Source organism: Mucilaginibacter lappiensis, assembly GCF_050433765.1.
Taxonomy (GTDB): domain Bacteria; phylum Bacteroidota; class Bacteroidia; order Sphingobacteriales; family Sphingobacteriaceae; genus Mucilaginibacter; species Mucilaginibacter lappiensis_A.
Genome location: NZ_JBNPWP010000004.1, coordinates 140,931 through 161,095, shown reverse-complemented (window position 1 = coordinate 161,095; position 20,165 = coordinate 140,931). Strand labels below are relative to the sequence as shown.

The following is a 20,165-nucleotide window of genomic DNA, read 5'->3' as shown; positions in this document are numbered from 1 at the left end:
TTATTAAAGAAGAAATTATGAAAACGCTAAAATATTTAATGTTCGGTTTAATCCTTATCTCTTGGGGATGCAAAAAGACCGATGATTTTCTAACTAAATTACCTCTCGATAAACTAACCGATGATACGTATTGGACAAGCGAAAATAATGTAAGAACTTTTGCTTATGGCCTTTATCCTACCTATTTTCCTGGTTACGCTTCTGGTTTTGACCTAAGCTGGGGGGGGTATTTTTCGGGCGAAAGTTTAAACGATGATTTTGCACCTACAACCCCAACAACTTTTACCAAAAACGTACCCGCAACTGATGCAGGAGATGCTGCCTGGTCATTTAAAAATATTCGGCGGGAAAATCTTTTTATTGACCGTATTAAAAGAGTACCCATGCCTGATGAAGCTATTAAGCATTGGACAGGTATTGGCCGTTTTTTCCGTGCATTGGAATTTGCCAATAAAGTGAAAAAATATGGCGATTTTCCATGGTATGGTAAAGTACTTGCAGAAACTGACACTAAAGAGCTTTACCGCCCGCGCGATCTGCGTACTACAGTAATGGACAGCGTATTGGCCGATTTTAATTATGCCGCCGCCAACGTTCGTCCTGTTGATGCTACAGCAGGAACACCGGGGCTTTTAGTAAACAGATATGTTGTGCTGGCATTTATGTCGAGGGTGTTTTTGTTTGAGGGCAACTGGGAAAAATACCAGGCTAACAATGCTGCAAAAGCTACAGAGTACCTTACAGCAGCAAAATGGGCAGCTAATGAGGTGATCACCAAAGGAGGTTATTCAGTAGCACCCGATTACAGAAAACTGTTCAACTCGCTTGACCTTTCAACCAACCCCGAAATAATATTATACCGGAAATATCAAACCGGGTTGCTTACGCATAGCCTGCAAAGTTATGTGAATAAAGAGCCGCAAACCGGTGCTTCAAAAAACGCCCTTGAATCCTATTTATGTAAAGATGGGCTGCCTATTAGCATATCTCCGCTTTATAAAGGAGATAAGGCCATCGCCGATGTTATGGCAGACAGAGACCCCCGCATTAGCGCTACCTTTGTACCTGCAATAAGGCTTAACGGTGTGGTATCAAATTATTCATCATCAGGTTATGCGGTATTAAAATTCTTTAATGCGGATATTAAGGACCTAACCAATGGAAACAGTAATTTGAATGATACCCAGGCCCCTGTAATACGTTATGGCGAAGTGCTGATAAACTACGCAGAAGCAAGTGCCGAACTGGGAACTTTAACACAAAATGACCTTGATGTATCCATTAACAAACTAAGGAAGCGTACAGGTATCAACTTGCCCGATCTGCAGGTAATGGGTGGGTTGCCGGCCGTAAATGGTGCAGTTTATGATGATCCTAAAAGAGATCCTTCTGTTTCCTCTTTATTATGGGAAATACGCCGCGAGCGCCGTACCGAACTGATGATGGAAGGTTTCAGGAATGATGACCTTAAAAAATGGAAAAAATACCAGTATCTGGATACACAGGGAAATCCTGATATTAACTTAGGCGCATGGATCAACAGGGTCGATTATCCCGCTACTTTATCAGTGGCCACACAAAACAATGCGGCTCAGGGTTACGTAGTACCCGCTACAAAAGCCGAGACACAAAGGATATTTAATGACCCTAAAGTTTATTTAAGTCCCTTACCTTTAGATCAAATAAAATTGTATAAGGATCAGGGTGTGGATCTGAAACAAAATCCGGGTTGGCAATAACAAAGAAGCATAAAGCCCCTTCCTGTTCTATCAGGAAGGGGCTTTTATAAATTGGTCATGAGCATGAAGAGGTTATACTATTATTTTCTGTGTCTTTTTTGCATAGCTGCACAGCTGGTAAATGCACAAACTAACCCTAAACGTGAGTTTAGGGGAGTTTGGGTGGCTACGGTTCAAAATATCGACTGGCCTTCAAAGCGTGGTTTAGGTTCTGATGTGCAAAAACAAGAGCTCATAAACATTTTAAATGAGCATCAAAAAAGTGGTGTAAATGCCATTATGTTACAGATCAGACCATCGGCCGATGCATTATATGCCAAAAGCCGCGAACCCTGGAGCATGTTCCTGGCCGGCAAACAGGGGCTTGCACCGCAGCCTTTTTATGATCCGCTTAAATTTGCAATTGACGAGGCTCACAAACGCGCCATGGAGCTGCACGCCTGGTTTAACCCGTACCGGGCAACTAACGACCTGATCGATTCAAACATCAGCGCAACTCACATTACACGCACACATCCTGAATGGTTTTTTACCTATGGCGGTAAAAAGTATTTTAATCCAGGCTTGCCCGAAGTGCGCAGTTACATCATTAGTGTAATTATGGATGTAGTACGCAATTACGATATTGATGGCGTACACTTTGATGATTATTTTTATCCGTATCCCGGAAAGAATAAACTGCCCGATACTACAACCTATGCGCAATATGGCAAAGGCTTTGATGATATTGATAACTGGCGCAGGCATAATGTTGATACCCTGATCCATGTGCTGTCTGATAGTATCCATGCTGCAAAAAAATATGTAAAATTTGGCATAAGTCCGTTTGGTATATGGCGTAACCTTAAAGATGATCCCAACGGATCACAGTCAACCGGGTTTTCGGGATATAGTAAATTGTTTGCTGATGCCCGCAACTGGACACGCTCCGGCTGGATAGATTATGTAAACCCGCAGATCTATTTTCCTTTTTATTATGCCGCGGCCCCATATGAAAAGCTGTTAGACTGGTGGAGTAAAAACACTTTTAACAAGCATTTATACATTGGTCAGGGAGTGTACAGGGCTATGGAAAACCGCGAGGGTTGGCGCGATAAAAGACAATTATCCAACCAGATGCGCGAACTACGAAAAAATGCACGGGTACAGGGCAGCGTGTTTTTCAGCTCGAAGTCACTTGCCGATAATTTAGCCGGGTTTCAGGATTCTCTCCGTATGGAATTTTACCAGTATCCGGCATTACCGCCCCAAATGATATGGCTTGGCGAATCTGTGCCACAGGCTCCGGCACGCTTAAATGTTTTATCTCAGAACAACAAGGTACAGCTAACGTGGTCATATTTAAGGAAACGACCGGTGGGTGTTTATGGATATGTTATTTACAGGTTTAAGAAAGGCGAAAAGGTTGATCTTGATCGCCCTCAACATATCATCAAGATAAGTTTTGATAAAACCCTGAGATCTTACACCGATACTACCGCAATAAGCGGAACACGCTACAGATATTTAATTACCGCTATTGACAGGCTTAAAAACGAAGGCTGGCCATCAAAAGCAGCCCTAATTGATCTAAAAAAATAATATATGTCAACATCGCCTATCTCCATTAATAATAAAAAATTAACCTCCTTTTTATTAGCACTATTATTAACAATAGGCATTGCTAAAGCCCAGTCGTTCAAATTCGCGTTTGTTTCGGATACCCATATCAATATAGGCAATGCAACAGCTGCGGAGGACTTGCGCAGAACAGTGAAAGACATTAATGCTAACAATGACTTGAAATTTGTTGTAATTACCGGTGATATAACAGAGTTCGGTGCAGATGATGAGCTAAAACTGGCTAAGCAAATTCTGGATAGCCTGAATAAAAAGTGGTACATTATTCCGGGTAATCATGATTCCAATTGGTCTGAAAGTGGGAGCAATACCTTTAAAAAGGTTTTTGGAGGAGAAACCTTCGCTTTTAATTATGGCGGATATCTTTTTGCGGCCACCAGCTCGGGCCCTAATATGCGGATGGGCCCGGGGCAGGTTCCACGGGAAAACATCGTATGGCTTGATTCGGTATTAAATCATACCCCACCGGCAACTCCGGTTGTGTATTTGAACCATTATCCGCAGGATTCCTCACAAAATAACTGGTATACCGTAATTAATAAACTGAAGCAGAAAAATATCCAGCTCATTTTGTGTGGCCATGGGCATAATAACCATACCTATACTTTTGATGGCATCCCCGGTGTAATGGGGCGCTCCAACTTAAGGGCCAATGATAGTATTGGGGGGTATAATATAGTCACTTTTGAAAATGGTAAGGCCACATTTGAAGAGCGTAAACCGGTTATACAAACCAACCGCAAATGGGCCGAAACAGCGCTGTTTGATCATCATTTTAACAAAGACACCGCACAATATTACCGCCCTTCCTATGCCGTTAATAAAAAGCCGGCAAGGGTAAAGGCCTTATGGAGCTATCAGGATCAAAGCGATATAGGAGCGGGGATGGCCATAGCAAAAGACAAACTTATTTTAACCGATACGAAAGGTTTGATATATGCTTTAAATAAAAGCAACGGGAAGCAGGTATGGTCATATGCCACTGGTGGTAAAATATATTCCACCCCGTTTGTGTCTGGTAATTATGTGGTTGCCGGTTCATCCGACAATTATATCTATTGCCTTTCGGCAGTTACGGGTAAACTCATCTGGAAAACCGCTGCTGAGAAAGCTGTTATAGCTTCGCCAATAATAAAAAATGATATCGTTTACATAGGTGCATCTGACGGGCATTTTCGTGCCCTGCATTTAGCTACGGGTAAATTATTGTGGGATTTTGATCAGGTAAAGGGTTTTGTGGTAACCAAGCCTTTGATCTACCAGGATAAAATATATTTTGGCTGCTGGGCCAATGATTTTTATGCGCTCGACCTCGCCACTGGTAAACTGGTGTGGAAATGGAGCAATGGTTCATCCAACCGTATGTTTTCGCCCGCGGCATGTTATCCCGTTGCCACCAATGGTCGGGTATTTATTGTAGCCCCCGATCAGTATATGACCTCTTTGGATGCATCAACAGGCAAAGTGTTGTGGCGTGCGCGGGTAGCCCATAATAGGGTGAGGGAATCAATGGGTTTATCAACAGATAGCGCATTGGTATATGCCAAAACAATGGATGGTCAATTATTGGGCATATCAACAAAAGCCGACACCCTGCAAATTGCCTGGAAATCGTCATTACAGTTACCTTATGAGCTTGATCCTTCTGCTATAGTAGAAGATCGGGGAGTAATTTACGTACCAACCCATTCGGGTACAGCCTATGCTGTCGATCGTAAAAGCGGCAGTGTTCTATGGAAATACAAGGTATCCAACTGTTTAATGAACAGTATATTGCCTTTTAATAATGCTGTTTACGCAAGCACTATGGATGGCAAAGTAAACTGCCTGCAAAGCATAAAAGGTAAATAGGTTGGATTTATAAAGCATGTCATTGCGAGCGTAGCAATCTCAAAGGACAAGTAACGAACTTTGCTTGTGCAACCTGTATGGTGAGATTATTAATCTTGTGTTTGTTTTTATTGTATTAATGAGCTCCCTATGGTCGGTTGCCACGCTACGCTCGCAATGACATATTGTTAATTGTTGTAACTGAAACACAAGCATCAATCCGTTTTATTGATTTTTCTAAGGCGATACAATTCTGAAGGATGATTTGTTATAATTGTATTACAACATACCAATTATGAAAAAGCACCTTTATTTGATCCTTTTATGCATTTCTTCAGCATGTTTTGCACAAAGTAGCCTACCGGATGTAGCGTTTATAAATCCACCTTCAGTAAGCACACCCAAAGGATATTCGCAGGCTGTTACTATTGATCTGGGCAAAAGTATCATGGTTATTATGTCCGGCCAGGTAGCGTTTGACAAAGAGGGAAACCTGGTAGGTAAGAATGACCTTGCCCAGCAAGTTCAGCAAGTGTTCACCAACATCAAAAATATAGTTGAAAGTGCAGGTGGCTCTATGAATGATGTGGTAAAACTCAACTATTATATGTTGGATGCTTCGCAGGTGCAGGTAATTCGCAACATCAGGGACAAATTTGTAAATGTCAGCCATCCGCCGGCCAGTACGCTTGTACAAGTAGGTAAACTTTTCAGAAATGATATTTTAGTTGAAATTGAAGCCACGGCCGTTATCCGGAAAAAGCAGTAAGGTTTAGTATTATTAAATCTTCGTGATCTTACGTTTGGTCTACACAATTTCCTGTTTGGTCTACTCTTCCCTGTGATAAACATTTGCTTAGGTAGTTTTATCATAAATGTTTAAGCATGCAAGTTAATTTAGTGTGAAATGACCAAGTCAAACATTAAAACATTGTACGGTTCGGTTGCCTTTTTATCACTCATCGGGCTTATTATTGTAGTGCGCAGAACGCTGCTTTTAGTGCCGGTGCTTATAAATGGTTGTCATCCACCTGCTACAGTTTCAAAGTTTACACAGATGGATGATATTTTTGCGCATCATCCTGTATTAACGCTTATCCACATTATTCCGGGCCCTATCTTTGTTATTACAGGGCCGTTTCAGTTTATCCAAAATATTCGTGTCCGTTATCCCCGGTGGCACCGTATTGGTGGCCGTTTGTTTTTGATAAGCGGCATCATGATAGGAATAACCGGTTTAGTGATGAGTTTTGCCATGCCTGCAATTGGCGGGCTTAACCAGGCCGCAGCAACCATTTTGTTTTCACTGTTCTTTTTGTACGCGCTGATCAAGGCTTTTCAGCAAATCCTGCAACGCAAAATTGCAACACACCGCGAGTGGGTAATCCGGGCTTACAGCATAGGACTGGCTGTAGCAACCATCAGGGTCATCAATGGTGTTTTCTTCGCCACCAGTCGTTTTACAGGTTTAACTCCGCACGAATTCTTTGGTATCGGCTTTTGGATAGGTTTTGTGATTCACCTCGTTGTTGCGGAGTTTTGGATCAGTAAAACCCGGCTGGTAAAAACTAAAAAACCTGTAAACACACTAACCAAAGATCCTTTTATTAAATTTATGTACCGATAGTATTTAAACCATTAAATGAAAGTAATTATAAAGCCCCGGCATATCAGCATCACACTTCATGTACTTATTTGGGGTGTACTACTGTTATTGCCCTACTTTGTTTCGACTGCTGCAAGTGGGTTTAAAATAGGTTCAATCCCCGGTTTGTTCTTTACAGAGGCCGGCATTATCCACATGGCCATTTTTTATATAAATGTTTTTTACCTGTACCCCAGATTTTATAACAGGCGTTTTTGGTTCCTTTATATTTTAAGTTGTACCCTGCTTGTATTTGGGTCTTTTTGGTTAAAATATCATATCATGGCTGCCTGGTTTCCAGAAATTATGAGGGATGCATCGGTATATAAGTTTGTTTTCCCCCCGTCCATTGCTGTTTTTATCATCAGTATCATTTATTGCAGAATAGTCGACAGCATTCGTTCTGAACGGGAGCAAAAGGAAAAACAGGCAGCACAGCTATTAACTGAACTGAAATTCCTTCGTTCGCAGATCAGTCCGCATTTTTTGTTTAATGTGTTGACCAACCTGGTATCCCTGGCCCGCAAAAAGTCAGATAAACTGGAGCAATCCCTCATTATGCTGTCAGATCTGATGCGCTATATGCTTTATGATGCCCAGGGTAAAAAGGTAGCCCTTCAAAAAGAAATTGAATACCTGAGCAGTTATATCGAACTGCAGAAACTTCGCTTTGGCAGCGATGTGCAGGTTAACAGCAGGATTGAGCTGGATAATGAGGATGATCAATATACCATTGAACCAATGCTGTTGATCCCATTTGTAGAAAATGCATTTAAACACGGGGTAGGTTATAATAAACACCCCCAAATTGACATTGAATTATCAGTACACCAAGGCCTGATGATATTTGAAGTACGGAATAAGTTTGAGGATGAGCCTTTGGTTAACAAAGATGAAAGCTCTGGCATCGGATTGAGCAATGTGCGGTCGCGGTTAAACCTGTTGTATAAAGACAGCTATACGCTAACTATAAATGATCAGAACAATTTATTTAGCATTACTTTAACTTTGAAGCTTGTATGATGCGTTGTATTATAGTTGATGATGAACAGTTGGTTAGGGAACTGCTGGAAGATAACATCCGGCAGATACCCTTTTTGCATTTGGTGAAAGCCTGTAAAAACCCATTGGAAGCCATTGAGGTTTTACAAACAGAACAGGTTGACCTGATATTCTTGGATATACAGATGCCCCGGTTAAACGGGCTGCAATTTCTGGAGTCGTTAAATAACCCGCCGCTGGTAATTTTGGTTACCGCTTATGAAAAATACGCGCTGGAAGGCTTTAACCTGAACGTGGTTGACTACATATTGAAACCCTTTGGCTTTGATCGTTTTTTAAAAGCCTGTAACCGTGCTAATGATCTGTTCAAACTACAGCAAAACAGTAAGTCGGCTATAAGCGAAGGGCAGGAAGATTTCTTCGTGAATGTAGAATATACCCTCGTGAAAATTGTAGTAGCCGATATTGATTATATTGAGGGGCTAAAAGATTATATCAAGATTCACCTGTCATCATCGCCCAAGCCGGTGCTTACCCGCATGACCATCAAAGCCGCCGAAGAGAAGCTCCCAGTGCCGGCCTTTATCCGTACCCATAAATCCTTTTTGGTGGCCGCCCGTAAAATTACCACCGTAAAACGCGATTTTGTTTGCATAGGCGAAAAAGAAATCCCTGTAAGTGAATCATATAAGGAGAATATCGCTCAAATACTGAATCGCCCCGAGCATTAAGTTTCTATACTTCCCGCTTTTGTCGCCACACTTCCCGCCCTTGTCTACTCTCCAAAAAAGGTAATATCCAGCCTTATAGTTTTGCCTGTAAATAGTATGAAAAACTAACAGGCTATGAAAAACAGTATCATAAAGTATAGCACTGCCGCTTTCCTGCTTTTACTGATATCGCAGAGATGATCAGGAACTTTTAAGTAAATACAAATAATTTTTAACCATTAAATTTTACGATCATGGGATTTGGGTTCATCATCATCATACGGATACTGTTTGTTACCTGTATGGTATTTATAATCGGTTACATTTTTGGCGGATTTTCAAAAAAGCCCGCGTTAGCTAATATAACAAAGGTGGCGGCTATTTTGGTGATCGTGCTCTTTATAGCTTCTAATGCTATAATCATGCGTAACAGCTTTGGTCATTTCAGAGGCAAAAATCACTTGCATCAATGCGATACTGCTTACAAGCAGGAAAAGCACCCCTAACAAGCGTAACTTCTTCATAACAAGTTAATACAGGGTATTGTTAGTGCTTTGGTACTAACAAACCCTTTTTGCTTTTTAAATATGTTGAAAAAGTAGTAAAACAAGTGCCGCTCTACTAATTATTTAACGATATAATATACCATAAGTAACCGGTATCCGGATATTAGATTTTAGCTAATGCCTGTTGCAGATCATTTATTAAATATTGGGGATCTTCTAAACCAACATACATCCTGATGAGCTGGTGACGTTCATCCGTTAATATATATTGATGCTCGGTAATTGACGCTATGGATGGGAGTACTAAACTTTCATGCCCTCCCCAGGAAACTGCCAGTAATATATGCTGCAAGTGATTGCAAAAAGCCTCAATTTTTTTGAACGAAGTATTTTTTAAGGTAAAACTAAATAATCCGCCGCAGCCCTGCATTTGTTCATGGGCCAGTTCTGTCTGTTTAAAGTCCTTGCTAAAGGGCCATATTACCTGTTGTACTGCTTCCTGGTCATTTAGCCATTGGGTAATAACTTTTGTGCTTTCAAAACTACGTTGCAGGCGCAATGGCAGCGTTCTTAGTCCCCTTAGTAGCAGCCATGCAGAATGTGGCGAAATTGCGGGGCCCAGGTTCATAAATTCGTGGTCAAATATCTGCCTGATCAATTCCTTACTGCCTGTAAGCACACCGGCCACTACATCTGAATGTCCGCCTATATATTTTGTGGCCGATTGTGCAACCAAATCAATGCCCATACTGATGGGTTGCTGATATATAGGGCTGCAATAACTATTATCAATCATTGTCATGATGCCCCGCGATCTGGCAAAAGCTGCAACCCTTTTTATATCCTGTAATTCATAGCTAAAAGTATTGGGGCTTTCCAGGTATATCAACCGCGTTTGGGGCTTAACCGCGTTTTCAAAGTTGTTAAAGTCAGTTCCGTCAATAAAGGTGGTGGTTATACCAAATTTGGGCAAAAACTCCTTAAAAAGTTTTATGGTCCAACTGTATGGGTTTTCAACTGCAATAATATGATCTCCTGTTTGCAGTAACGATAGCAGAGGCACACTAATTGCCCCTATTCCGCTGCTAAATACTAAAGCATCCCCGGCTCCATCCAGTGCCGCCAGTTTTTTCCTTAATATACTAAGCGTTGGGTTTTGCCCCCTCGAATACAAATTGGTGTCAAATTCATCGGCCATGGCCTGTCTGAGATCTGTTACCGTATTAAAGGTAAAGTTACTTGATTGTATAATAGGGGGCGAAACTGCATTAAAATAGTTTTCTCTTTCTTCTCCCAGTTCATTTAATATAAATGAAAGTTCCATAATTAAGGTGTTGAGATTGGTTTTTGGCTGTTTTTAGTTACAAAATATATGATAAGGCCAGCAACAAATGCACAAAGGCATATCAGCGCAGCCAAAGGGTTTTCAATAAAAATACTTATAGTAACAAACCAGTAAGTAGCAATAAAAATAATGGGGATAAGGGGGTACCACTTTATGGTATAAATGCCGGTTCCGTCAAGGTGTTTGGTTTTTTTTCTTAAAATAAAAATAGTAACGGCGGCTGTAGAGAGGCCAACGGTGTCAAAAAACATAACATAGCTCAGCATTTTCTGAAACGAGCTCACGAAAAATAATATAATAAGTACAGCAGCTACAAAAAAACTTAAGCCAAACTCCTGTACCTGGGTTTGCTGGTTAACATGACTAAATTTTTTCGGTAATATCCCATCTTCGGCCATGGCATAATAAACCCTTGGGTTGGCCATAATATTTACATTGATAAAGGCCAGTACCGATACAAACATTAATAATGAGATTATTTTATAGCCAATTGCGCCAAAAATGGCACCGGCCAGCGTGGCTGCCAGGGCAGTTTTATGCTGTAACCCGTTAATACCCAAAACAGAATAATAAGCAAAGTTGATTAACAGGTATAGGCATATAACTGTAATCATCCCCGCAAAAATAGCTTTAGGGATATTAACCTTCGCATTAATGATATCGCCTCCAAAATTTATAGTTTGCTGGTAGCCCCCGTAAGTGAAAAATACAGCTACCAAACTTATTCCGAACGCACTCACGCTGTAATTATTATCATTAACCTGTTCAATGATTTTATAAGCTTCCAATGTGTCATGGCTTTTAAAAACAGCGGTGCAAAGAATAAGGATCATGCTTATTTTAAATATAGTAAGTACGTTTTGCGTTCTTGCACTCATTTTAATACCCAAAAAGTTAATGATATATAATATAAGCACCGACGTTATGGTTATGATTTTAATACCCATATCATTTTGAAGATTTGCAGGCATTATTATAGGATTAATATATTGGGCACCTATTAGCGCCACTGCCGCTACTGATGCTGCATTACTGATCACTAATATCCAGTTGATCATAAAAGCAAACGCGGGATGAAAGCAATGCGAAAAAACCTTATAAAAACCTCCTGTGGTTGGATAGCGGGCGCCGATCTCGGCAAAGGTAAGCGCACCGCATAAACTTACGGCTCCGCCAAAAAACCAGGCACCAAAATATAAAAAAGGATTACTGGAACTGGTGGCTACTTCACCTGGGGTTGCAAAAATACCCATACCTATCACCAGACTAATAACGATCATGGAAAGATCAAAACGGTTAAGCTTGGGCGTAATGCTCATATTTAGTTATAGGGGATCAAATGTTTAATGTTAAGGGGCCGTTAATGACATCGGAAATTTAAACATATTTTTAATTAAATTCTTTTTAGTAAACGGGTTTACCAATTTTATAACCGACCAAGAAATTGCTTTAAAGCATTATATTAAAACTATATATGATATGGTGGGGTTGTAACATTATTATTAATTATTAATATGTAATAGAGCTCTGCGTACATTGCAAATGTTAATTAATGTTAATAGTGCTTAATGTTAAGATATTAAATACCCATTGCTTTGTAATAAATTTATATTTTTGACTATGACTAATAAGTACATTTTATTGTCTTTATATCCAGATATATAAACCTGAAAATCACGACCCATATATAATGATAAATAAAAAAATATCCATAAAGGATATAGCAAAACTTACTAATACCTCTATAACTACGGTTTCCTTTGTTTTAAACGGTAAGGGTCGTATCAGTAAAGAGATATCAAAAAAAATACTGGACGTAGCCGCCAAAAACGGGTATGAGCCAAATCGTATGGCCGTTGGCTTGCGCACAGGTGTTTCAAAAGTTATCGGGCTAATTGTAGAAAGCATTGGAGGTCCATTTTTTGGAGCAATGGCCAGGGTTATAGAGGAGGAGGCAGAAAAGGAGGGGTACAGGATCATATATTGCAGTACTAATAATAATATCCAGAAGGGGAAAGATGTGATCAGGATGCTTTCGCAGCAATTGGTTGATGGTTATATTGTTACTCCCATGAAAGGTTTAGAAAAAGAGATACAGAACCTGATAGCCAATGAAAAACCCGTAGTATTGATTGATGGCTATTTTCAGGGATTAGATATTCCGCATGTGCTGGTTGACAATTATGGCAGCGCTTATAATGCGGTTGAACATCTTGTTAAGGCCGGATATCAAAAAATAGGCCTTGTAACTGCCGATCTTGACCTTGTTCAGTTGGAAGACCGTATGTTGGGGTATAAAGAGGCTTTAAAGGCCAACGGTATAAAGGACGATAAAAAGTTGATCTTTAAACTGCCTTTCGATATAGATAAAGATGAAGCAGTGAATGCCGTAAAAACCTTTATTGCTCAGCATAAAAAAATGGATGCTGTTTTTTTTACTACCAACTACCTGGGCACAATGGGCTTGCAAAGTATCAAAGAACTTGAACTAAACATCCCGGGAAACCTGGCTGTGGTTAGTTTTGATGATAATGAGGTATTCAGTTTATACCCGCCTGGAATTACAACCATTCAGCAGCCCACCTACGAGATAGCAAAGTCGGCAATTGACCTTTTATTGTCCCAAATGAGTCCCGATAAGTACGATATATCAAAAATTAAACTACAAATTCCGTCAAAGTTGATTGAACGGGGGTCAGTCATGAAAAAAAAGATTGATCAAAAGGTGATTTAAACCGTGTAAAGCATTTGCCTCCTAAAATATTGAGTATCCCATATTAAAAAAAGAAAAAAAATGTGTTTATTTGGTAAAACGTTTTATCAAATAAACACATGCAGTAAATTACTGATCTGTTTGGGCTGTTAACATGATTTTTAAATGCCATAACTTATATATTTAACAATTATTTATTCAATGAAAAAAGTATTTCTTTTAAGCGTCTTGATTGCTCTTGTTTTTACTGAAAACACTCATGCCCAATCTTCCGAGGTTTTTAATAAAAAAGGATATAAACTTACCTTCGAAAACCAGGATGCTACATTTAGCAAGGACCTTAAAGATAAACTGGTTGAAACTTTCTATGAGGTTTATCCTAAATTAGCTAAGGCATACAATAAAAAGACCTCCAAAAATGTAACCTTTGTTATTGATACGGCTTATGATGGCGTAGCTGCAACAGACAATGGCAGGGTTGTTTTTAGCTCGAAGTACATGGCCAAACACCCGCATGATATTGATGTGGTTACTCATGAGGTAATGCACATAGTACAGGATTATGCTCAGAGCAACGGACCCGGATGGTTAACCGAGGGCATTGCTGATTATGCACGGTATAAATTCGGGGTAGATAATGCAGGAGCAAAATGGACGCTGCCTGCTTTTAAAACCAGCCAGAACTATGAAAACAGCTACCGCATTACCGCCCGCTTTTTGGTTTGGATTGAAAAAGGAATAAAGCCCGGTTTAGTAAAAGATTTGGACAGTCAATTACGTGACCATACCTTTACTGATAATAGCTGGAAAAGCGAAACGGGAAAAACATTGGATGAACTTTGGGCGGCTTATGCAGCTAATCCAACTATTTAAGCGTAACCAATTCTATAAATTATATTATGAAATTTAACAACGGTATAAAAGTCATTTGCATTGTTTTGTTTTGCAGCCTGTCTGTTATATTAAAGGCACAAAGTAATAAACCGGTAAAAGACCTGGCACAGTTGCAGCAGGAATTTGTCGACCTGCGTTTCGGTATGTTTATCCATTTCAACATCCCTACCTATCTGGATCAGGATTGGGCTGATCCGGAAGCATCACCAGCAATTTTTAATCCTACCAAACTTAACTGTGATCAATGGGCAAAGGCTGCCAAATCTGCCCACATGACTTATGGCTGTATCACTACCAAGCACCATAGCGGGTTTTGTATCTGGGATACCAAAACCACCGATTATAATGTGATGAACAGCCCCCTGAAAAGGGATGTGGTTAAGGAATATGCTGATGCTTTCAGGGCCAACGGATTAAAAGTGTTTTTATATTATTCTATACTTGATACCCACCACAGGTTAAGGCCCAACGCTATAACACACAAGCATATTGATATGATCAAGGCGCAAATTACCGAGTTGCTCACCAAATATGGCGATATAGGTGCGCTGATCATTGATGGCTGGGATGCACCGTGGTCAAGAATTTCATATGATGATGTTCCGTTCGAAGAAATTTATCGTCTTGTAAAATCATTACAGCCAAATTGTTTATTAATGGACCTAAATGGCGCCAAGTATCCGGCAGAGGGGATGTTTTATACCGATATTAAAACTTATGAGCAGGGTGCAGGTCAGCATATCTCAAAAGAAAATAACAATATGCCGGCACTTTCCTGCTATCCGCTGCAAAAGCACTGGTTCTGGAATTTGTCTGATCCTACCGATGCGGTAAAAGATCCTGTTAAGCTGGTAAATGACAACATCATTCCGTTTAATAACGTTGATTGTAATTTCATTTTAAACGTTGCCCCTAACCGCGATGGCCTTATTGATGATAACGCGTTAGCGGCCCTGAAAAAGATAGGCGAACTGTGGAAAAATGAAGGCCCGGTAGCTAAGTTACCCAAACTGGATGCACCCATTATTTCACATAACCTGGCTAAAAACCAGTTTTCTAACTCCAGCTGGAGCGACGACTCCAATATTATGGACTTTGCCAATGATGACGATTTTCGCTCCTCATGGATCTCTAACCCAACAGTGAAGAAACCCTGGTATGAGATCACTTTTGATCGGGATCAGGGTTTTAACGCGATCGCCATTACTGAAGAAAAACCAAACATTGCCAAATTGCATATTGAGTATTGCGAAAACGGAACCTGGAAACCATTGTTTTCGGGTGAGAATAAAGGCAGAGTAAAGATCTTCCGTTTTGACCGTGTTTGGGGAAGCAAAGTAAGAGTGTCTGTAGATGCATCTGACCGCCAGGTTTCTATTGCCGAAGTGGGTGTTTATAATGAAAGAAGATAATAACCCGTCAGGAAATTAAAACCTGATGTGAATATAATAATGAAATCCTCATGAACGGGTATTTTGTAAACCTTCATGAGGGTTTTATCCCCGTAAATTAATTTTTGTACTAATGAAAATAATTTTTAGCGCTTTTTTAGTCGTACTGTCGGTTTACACTTATGCGCAACAGGCCGAAAAGAGTAATAGCCCTGTAGACTATATTAACCCTTTAATGGGTACCGCGTCAAAGCCTGATCTTTCAAACGGGAATACCTACCCGGCAATCGCGCTGCCATGGGGTATGAACACCTGGACGCCGCAAACAGGTAAAATGGGTGATGGATGGCAATATACTTATGATGCCGATAAGATCCGCGGGTTTAAACAAACTCACCAGCCAAGTCCCTGGATGAATGATTATGGGCAGTTTGTAATTATGCCGGTAACCGGTCATCTCCGTTTTGACCAGGATCAGCGGGCCAGTTGGTTTTCGCATAAGTCTGAAACGGCCAAACCATATTACTACAGCGTTTTCCTGGCCGATGCTGATGTAACTACAGAAATTACCCCAACAGAACGGGCTGCACAGTTCAGGTTCACTTTCCCAAAATCAGATAGTTCATTTATTGTGGTTGATGCTTTTAATAAAGCATCTTATATAAAAATACTACCTAAAGAGGGAAAGATCATTGGCTATAGTACCCGTTACAGCCGTGGTAAAATGACCAACTTTAAAAATTATTTTGTTATTTATATTGATAAGCCTTTTACCCTGGCTAAGGCCTGGCATGATAAAACCATTGCCCCCGATTCGCTGGAGATAACCAGCGCCCACTCTGGTGCTGTAATTGGTTTTAAAACTTCAAAAGGCGAGAAGGTACATTTAAAAGTGGCATCATCATTCATCAGTTTTGATCAGGCCGAACTTAACCTGAAACGCGAGCTGGGTAATGATAACTTTGATGTAACCTGCCAAAAAGCCAAAGCCGTTTGGAATAAAACATTAAGCCGCATCAATGTGGAAGGTGGCACCATCGATCAAACACGCACCTTTTACTCTTGTATGTACCGGACGCTGTTTTTCCCTAATAAACTGTATGAGCTCAATGCACAAAATCAAATAGTGCATTACAGTCCTTACAATGGTAAAATAGTGCCGGGTTATTTATTTGGCGGCACTGGTTTTTGGGATACTTTCAGAGCGCTTTATCCATTTTTGAACCTGGTTTATCCATCCATCAATAAAGAAATGCAGGAAGGTTTGATCAATGACTATAAAGAAGGCGGCTGGTTGCCCGAGTGGTCAAGTCCTGGATATGCAGACATTATGGTGGGTAATAATTCCGCATCGGTTGTTGCCGAGGCTTATTTAAAAGGCCTCCGCGGTTATGATATCAATACCTTATACGATGCCCTGGTGCACGGTGCAAATAATGAAGGGCCTATATCAGCCACAGGCCGGTATGGTGTTAAATATTATAATGAATTAGGCTATGTTCCATACGATGTGAAAATTGATGAAAACGCGGCCCGCACCCTTGAGTATGCCTATGATGATTTTGCAATTTACCAACTGGGTAAAGCTTTAGGCAAACCACAATCAGAAATAGAGGTATACAAAAAGCGCAGCCAAAATTATCGCAACCTGTTTGATCCATCAAGCGGGTTAATGCGCGGCAAAAACAAGGATGGTAGCTTTCAATCTCCATTTAACCCCTTTAAGTGGGGCGATGCCTTTACCGAAGGCAACAGCTGGCATTACAGCTGGAGCGTATTCCATGACGTGCAAGGTCTTATAAACCTGATGGGCGGGAAACAAAAGTTTGTTACCAAGCTCGATTCGGTATTTACCCTTCCGCCAGTATTTGACGATAGCTACTATGGAGATGTGATCCACGAGATTCGTGAAATGCAGATTGCCAATATGGGCCAGTATGCGCATGGCAACCAACCAATACAGCACATGATATACTTGTATAATTACGCCGGCGAACCCTGGAAAACACAGTACTGGGCTCGCGAAACCATGAACCGTATGTATAAAGCCACACCTGATGGTTATTGCGGCGATGAAGATAACGGACAAACATCTGCCTGGTACGTATTTTCGGCAATGGGCTTTTACCCGGTAACCCCCGCCAGCGATCAGTACGTTTTGGGCGCGCCTTTGTTTAAAAAAATAACATTAAACCTCGAGAACGGTAACAAAGTTATTGTAAATGCCCCTGCCAACAGTGATCAAAACCGATACATTCATACATTTGAGCTAAATGGTAAAACGTATAGCCCAAACTGGTTAAGCCATCAGGCATTAATGAAGGGAGCCGTGATCAATGTTGGTATGACTGCAACACCTAATAAAACACGCGGTACCCAAGACAAAGATTTTCCATTTTCCTTATCAGGGAAAAACTAACTATATAACATGAAACAACTATTCACTGCCTTTTTATTATGTGCTGCTGTAGGGGGAAGTGCGCAAATCCGCCCTGCAGAAAATCTTGTACAATACGTAAATCCTATTATTGGCACCCAGCGAATGGGCCATACCTATCCTGGTGCAACCGTACCTTTTGGCATGGTGCAACTAAGCCCTGAAACCGATACAGCAGGCTACGAACTAAATGGCAAATATAACCCCGATGTATATAAATATTGTGCCGGTTACCAGTACGATGATAAAACCATAGTGGGCTTTAGTCATACCCATTTTAGCGGTACCGGTCACTCAGACCTGGGCGACTTTTTAATTATGCCAACTGTGGGCGCTTTAAAATTAAACCCCGGCACGGCAGATAAACCAGGCAGCGGTTACCGCTCAGCTTTCTCACACCAGAACGAGGTTAGCCAGGCTAATTACTATAAAGTAAAGCTTGATGCAAGCAATATCATTGCCGAAATGACCACCAGTACCCGTGTGGGTTTCCATCAGTACACTTTCCCTAAATCAGACCAATCACATATCATATTGGATCTGATGGCAGGCATTTATAACTATCCTGATAAAAACGTTTGGACTTACTTGCGTGTAATTAATGATTCAACAGTAATAGGCTACCGTCAAACCAATGGCTGGGCACGCAACCGTACGCTGTATTTTGCCATGAGTTTCTCCAAGCCATTTTATCAGCATGGTTACAAAAAATATGATAAACGCGAGGTGTACGGTGGTTTCTGGGGCAAGTTCAATCAAACCAAAAACTTCCCTGAAATAGCCGGTCGCCAGATCAGGAGCTACTTTGATTTTAAAACTGAAGAGGGAGAGAAGATCAAGATCAAGTTTGCTTTATCACCGGTAAGTATGGATGGCGCGCTGAATAATATGCGTACCGAAATACCAGGCTGGGACTTTGATAAAGTAAAGAACGATGGTCAGCAGCAATGGGAAAACGAACTGCATAAAATAGTGATACAAGGCAGCAAGGAAACAAAGGAAAACTTTTATACTTCCATGTACCATGCCATGATCAACCCGACCATTTACATGGATGCTGATGGGCAATATAAAGGGCTTGACCAAAATGTGCATAAAGCCGATGGCTTTACAAATTATACCACCTTCTCTATGTGGGATACTTACCGTGCCCTGCATCCGCTGTTTAATATTATTGATCCTAAGCGGAATGCGGATATGGTACAATCCATGCTGGTGCATTTTGATCAGAGCCCCGAAAAAATGCTGCCAATATGGTCAAACTCAGGTAATGAGAATTGGTGTATGAGCGGTTACCACAGCGTAGTAGTACTGGCCGATGCCGTGGTAAAAGGTAATGCCCCATTTGATGCCAATAAAGCACTCGACGCCTGTGTAGCCACTGCCCGTCACCGCGATTATGAAGGCATAGGATCATATATTGATCTGGGTTACATTCCTGATGAAAAAAGTGGTGTATCCGTATCATCAACACTGGAGTATGCTTTTGACGATTGGGCTATAGCCCAGATGGCTAAAAAGCTGAACCGTAATGATATTTATGAGGAGTTCATCAAACGTTCGCAGAACTATAAGAACGTGTATGATGCCAAAGCGGGCTTTATGCGCCCCAAACTGGCCGACGGAACCTTCCGCCAAAAGTTTGACCCCTTGAGTACCATTAATGAGGGATTTATTGAAGGTAACTCCTGGAACTATACCCTGTTTGCACCGCAGGACCCAGAAGGACTTATTAAACTGATGGGCGGCAACAAGCGTTTTGTGGGATACCTCGATTCGTTGTTCACGATGAACCTGCCTGATAAGTATTTTGCCGAAACAGAGGATATCACCCGCGATGGCATCATTGGTAATTATGTGCATGGCAATGAGCCATCGCACCACGTTGCCTACCTGTATAATTGGACCGATAAACCCTGGAAAACACAGGAGCGCATCCGCATGATATTGCCCCGCATGTACAAACCAACGCCTGATGGCCTGGGTGGTAATGACGATACCGGGCAAATGAGTGCCTGGTATATATTCAGTTCATTAGGGTTTTACCCGGTTGCCCCTGGTTCTGACCAGTATTCAACCGGCAGTCCGGCGGTTAACGGCGCAGTGATCAATCTGGATAATGGTAAAACCTTTACTATCAATGTTAAAAACCAAAGCCCTAAAAATGTTTACGTGCAGAAAATGGTGCTGAACGGAAAAACACTAAATAGTTTATTCATCAGCCATGCCGATATCATAAACGGCGGCGAGATCACTTTTTATATGGGATCAAAGCACAAGTAGAACCGCTGATTTGGGATGATTACGTTGATTTCGTTGAGATTGATTTAAAC

15 protein-coding genes are annotated in these 20,165 nt (G+C 41.0%); 13 read left to right on the top strand and 2 right to left on the bottom strand.

Annotated features, from left to right (window positions below; all coding sequences use genetic code 11):
* Nucleotides 1-17: 17 nt before the first annotated feature.
* The 8 genes from M2273_RS13945 (at nucleotide 18) to M2273_RS13910 (ending at nucleotide 9,052) form a co-directional block, all read left to right on the top strand.
* Nucleotides 18-1,739, top strand: a complete 1,722-nt coding sequence (locus tag M2273_RS13945) for a RagB/SusD family nutrient uptake outer membrane protein (RefSeq protein ID WP_429397787.1) — start codon at nucleotides 18-20, stop codon at nucleotides 1,737-1,739.
* Between the two features lie 63 nt (nucleotides 1,740-1,802).
* Complete coding sequence (locus M2273_RS13940; RefSeq protein WP_429397785.1) at nucleotides 1,803-3,320, top strand: glycoside hydrolase family 10 protein; 1,518 nt, start codon at nucleotides 1,803-1,805, stop codon at nucleotides 3,318-3,320.
* A 3-nt stretch (nucleotides 3,321-3,323) separates the two neighbouring features.
* Nucleotides 3,324-5,210, top strand: coding sequence for a PQQ-binding-like beta-propeller repeat protein (locus tag M2273_RS13935; RefSeq protein WP_429397782.1), 1,887 nt, complete (start codon nucleotides 3,324-3,326; stop codon nucleotides 5,208-5,210).
* Between the two features lie 274 nt (nucleotides 5,211-5,484).
* Nucleotides 5,485-5,958, top strand: coding sequence for a RidA family protein (locus tag M2273_RS13930; protein WP_429397780.1), 474 nt, complete (start codon nucleotides 5,485-5,487; stop codon nucleotides 5,956-5,958).
* 138 nt (nucleotides 5,959-6,096) lie between these two features.
* On the top strand, nucleotides 6,097-6,816 hold the full coding sequence (locus M2273_RS13925; RefSeq protein WP_429397778.1) for a DUF2306 domain-containing protein: 720 nt from the start codon (nucleotides 6,097-6,099) through the stop codon (nucleotides 6,814-6,816).
* Nucleotides 6,817-6,831: 15 nt separating this feature from the next.
* On the top strand, nucleotides 6,832-7,857 hold the full coding sequence (locus M2273_RS13920; protein WP_429397776.1) for a sensor histidine kinase: 1,026 nt from the start codon (nucleotides 6,832-6,834) through the stop codon (nucleotides 7,855-7,857).
* On the top strand, nucleotides 7,854-8,567 hold the full coding sequence (locus M2273_RS13915) for a LytR/AlgR family response regulator transcription factor (RefSeq protein WP_429397774.1): 714 nt from the start codon (nucleotides 7,854-7,856) through the stop codon (nucleotides 8,565-8,567). The genes M2273_RS13920 and M2273_RS13915 overlap by 4 nt, the downstream gene beginning before the upstream one ends.
* Nucleotides 8,568-8,800: 233 nt before the next feature.
* Nucleotides 8,801-9,052 (top strand): hypothetical protein, encoded by a 252-nt coding sequence (locus M2273_RS13910; RefSeq protein ID WP_429397772.1) that lies wholly within the window; start codon nucleotides 8,801-8,803, stop codon nucleotides 9,050-9,052.
* A gap of 163 nt (nucleotides 9,053-9,215) precedes the next feature.
* On the opposite strand, the gene M2273_RS13905 is transcribed toward M2273_RS13910, so the two are convergent.
* On the bottom strand, nucleotides 9,216-10,376 hold the full coding sequence (locus tag M2273_RS13905; RefSeq protein WP_429397770.1) for a trans-sulfuration enzyme family protein: 1,161 nt from the start codon (nucleotides 10,374-10,376) through the stop codon (nucleotides 9,216-9,218).
* A gap of 2 nt (nucleotides 10,377-10,378) precedes the next feature.
* The gene (locus tag M2273_RS13900) at nucleotides 10,379-11,716 is read right to left on the bottom strand and encodes an APC family permease (protein ID WP_429397768.1); all 1,338 of its coding nucleotides are present in this window, start codon (nucleotides 11,714-11,716) and stop codon (nucleotides 10,379-10,381) included.
* A 371-nt stretch (nucleotides 11,717-12,087) separates the two neighbouring features.
* On the opposite strand from M2273_RS13900, the gene M2273_RS13895 reads away from it, so the two are divergent.
* The 5 genes from M2273_RS13895 to M2273_RS13875 all read left to right on the top strand — a co-directional run bounded on the left by M2273_RS13895 (nucleotide 12,088) and on the right by M2273_RS13875 (nucleotide 20,115).
* Entirely contained in the window at nucleotides 12,088-13,131 is a 1,044-nt protein-coding gene (locus tag M2273_RS13895; protein WP_429397767.1) for a LacI family DNA-binding transcriptional regulator, read from the top strand.
* Between the two features lie 180 nt (nucleotides 13,132-13,311).
* Nucleotides 13,312-13,983, top strand: a complete 672-nt coding sequence (locus tag M2273_RS13890; RefSeq protein ID WP_429397765.1) for a basic secretory protein-like protein — start codon at nucleotides 13,312-13,314, stop codon at nucleotides 13,981-13,983.
* Between the two features lie 26 nt (nucleotides 13,984-14,009).
* Nucleotides 14,010-15,416 (top strand): alpha-L-fucosidase, encoded by a 1,407-nt coding sequence (locus M2273_RS13885; RefSeq protein WP_429397763.1) that lies wholly within the window; start codon nucleotides 14,010-14,012, stop codon nucleotides 15,414-15,416.
* Nucleotides 15,417-15,528: 112 nt separating this feature from the next.
* Complete coding sequence (locus M2273_RS13880; RefSeq protein WP_429397761.1) at nucleotides 15,529-17,814, top strand: GH92 family glycosyl hydrolase; 2,286 nt, start codon at nucleotides 15,529-15,531, stop codon at nucleotides 17,812-17,814.
* A gap of 9 nt (nucleotides 17,815-17,823) precedes the next feature.
* Entirely contained in the window at nucleotides 17,824-20,115 is a 2,292-nt protein-coding gene (locus M2273_RS13875; protein ID WP_429397759.1) for a GH92 family glycosyl hydrolase, read from the top strand.
* Nucleotides 20,116-20,165: the final 50 nt, after the last annotated feature.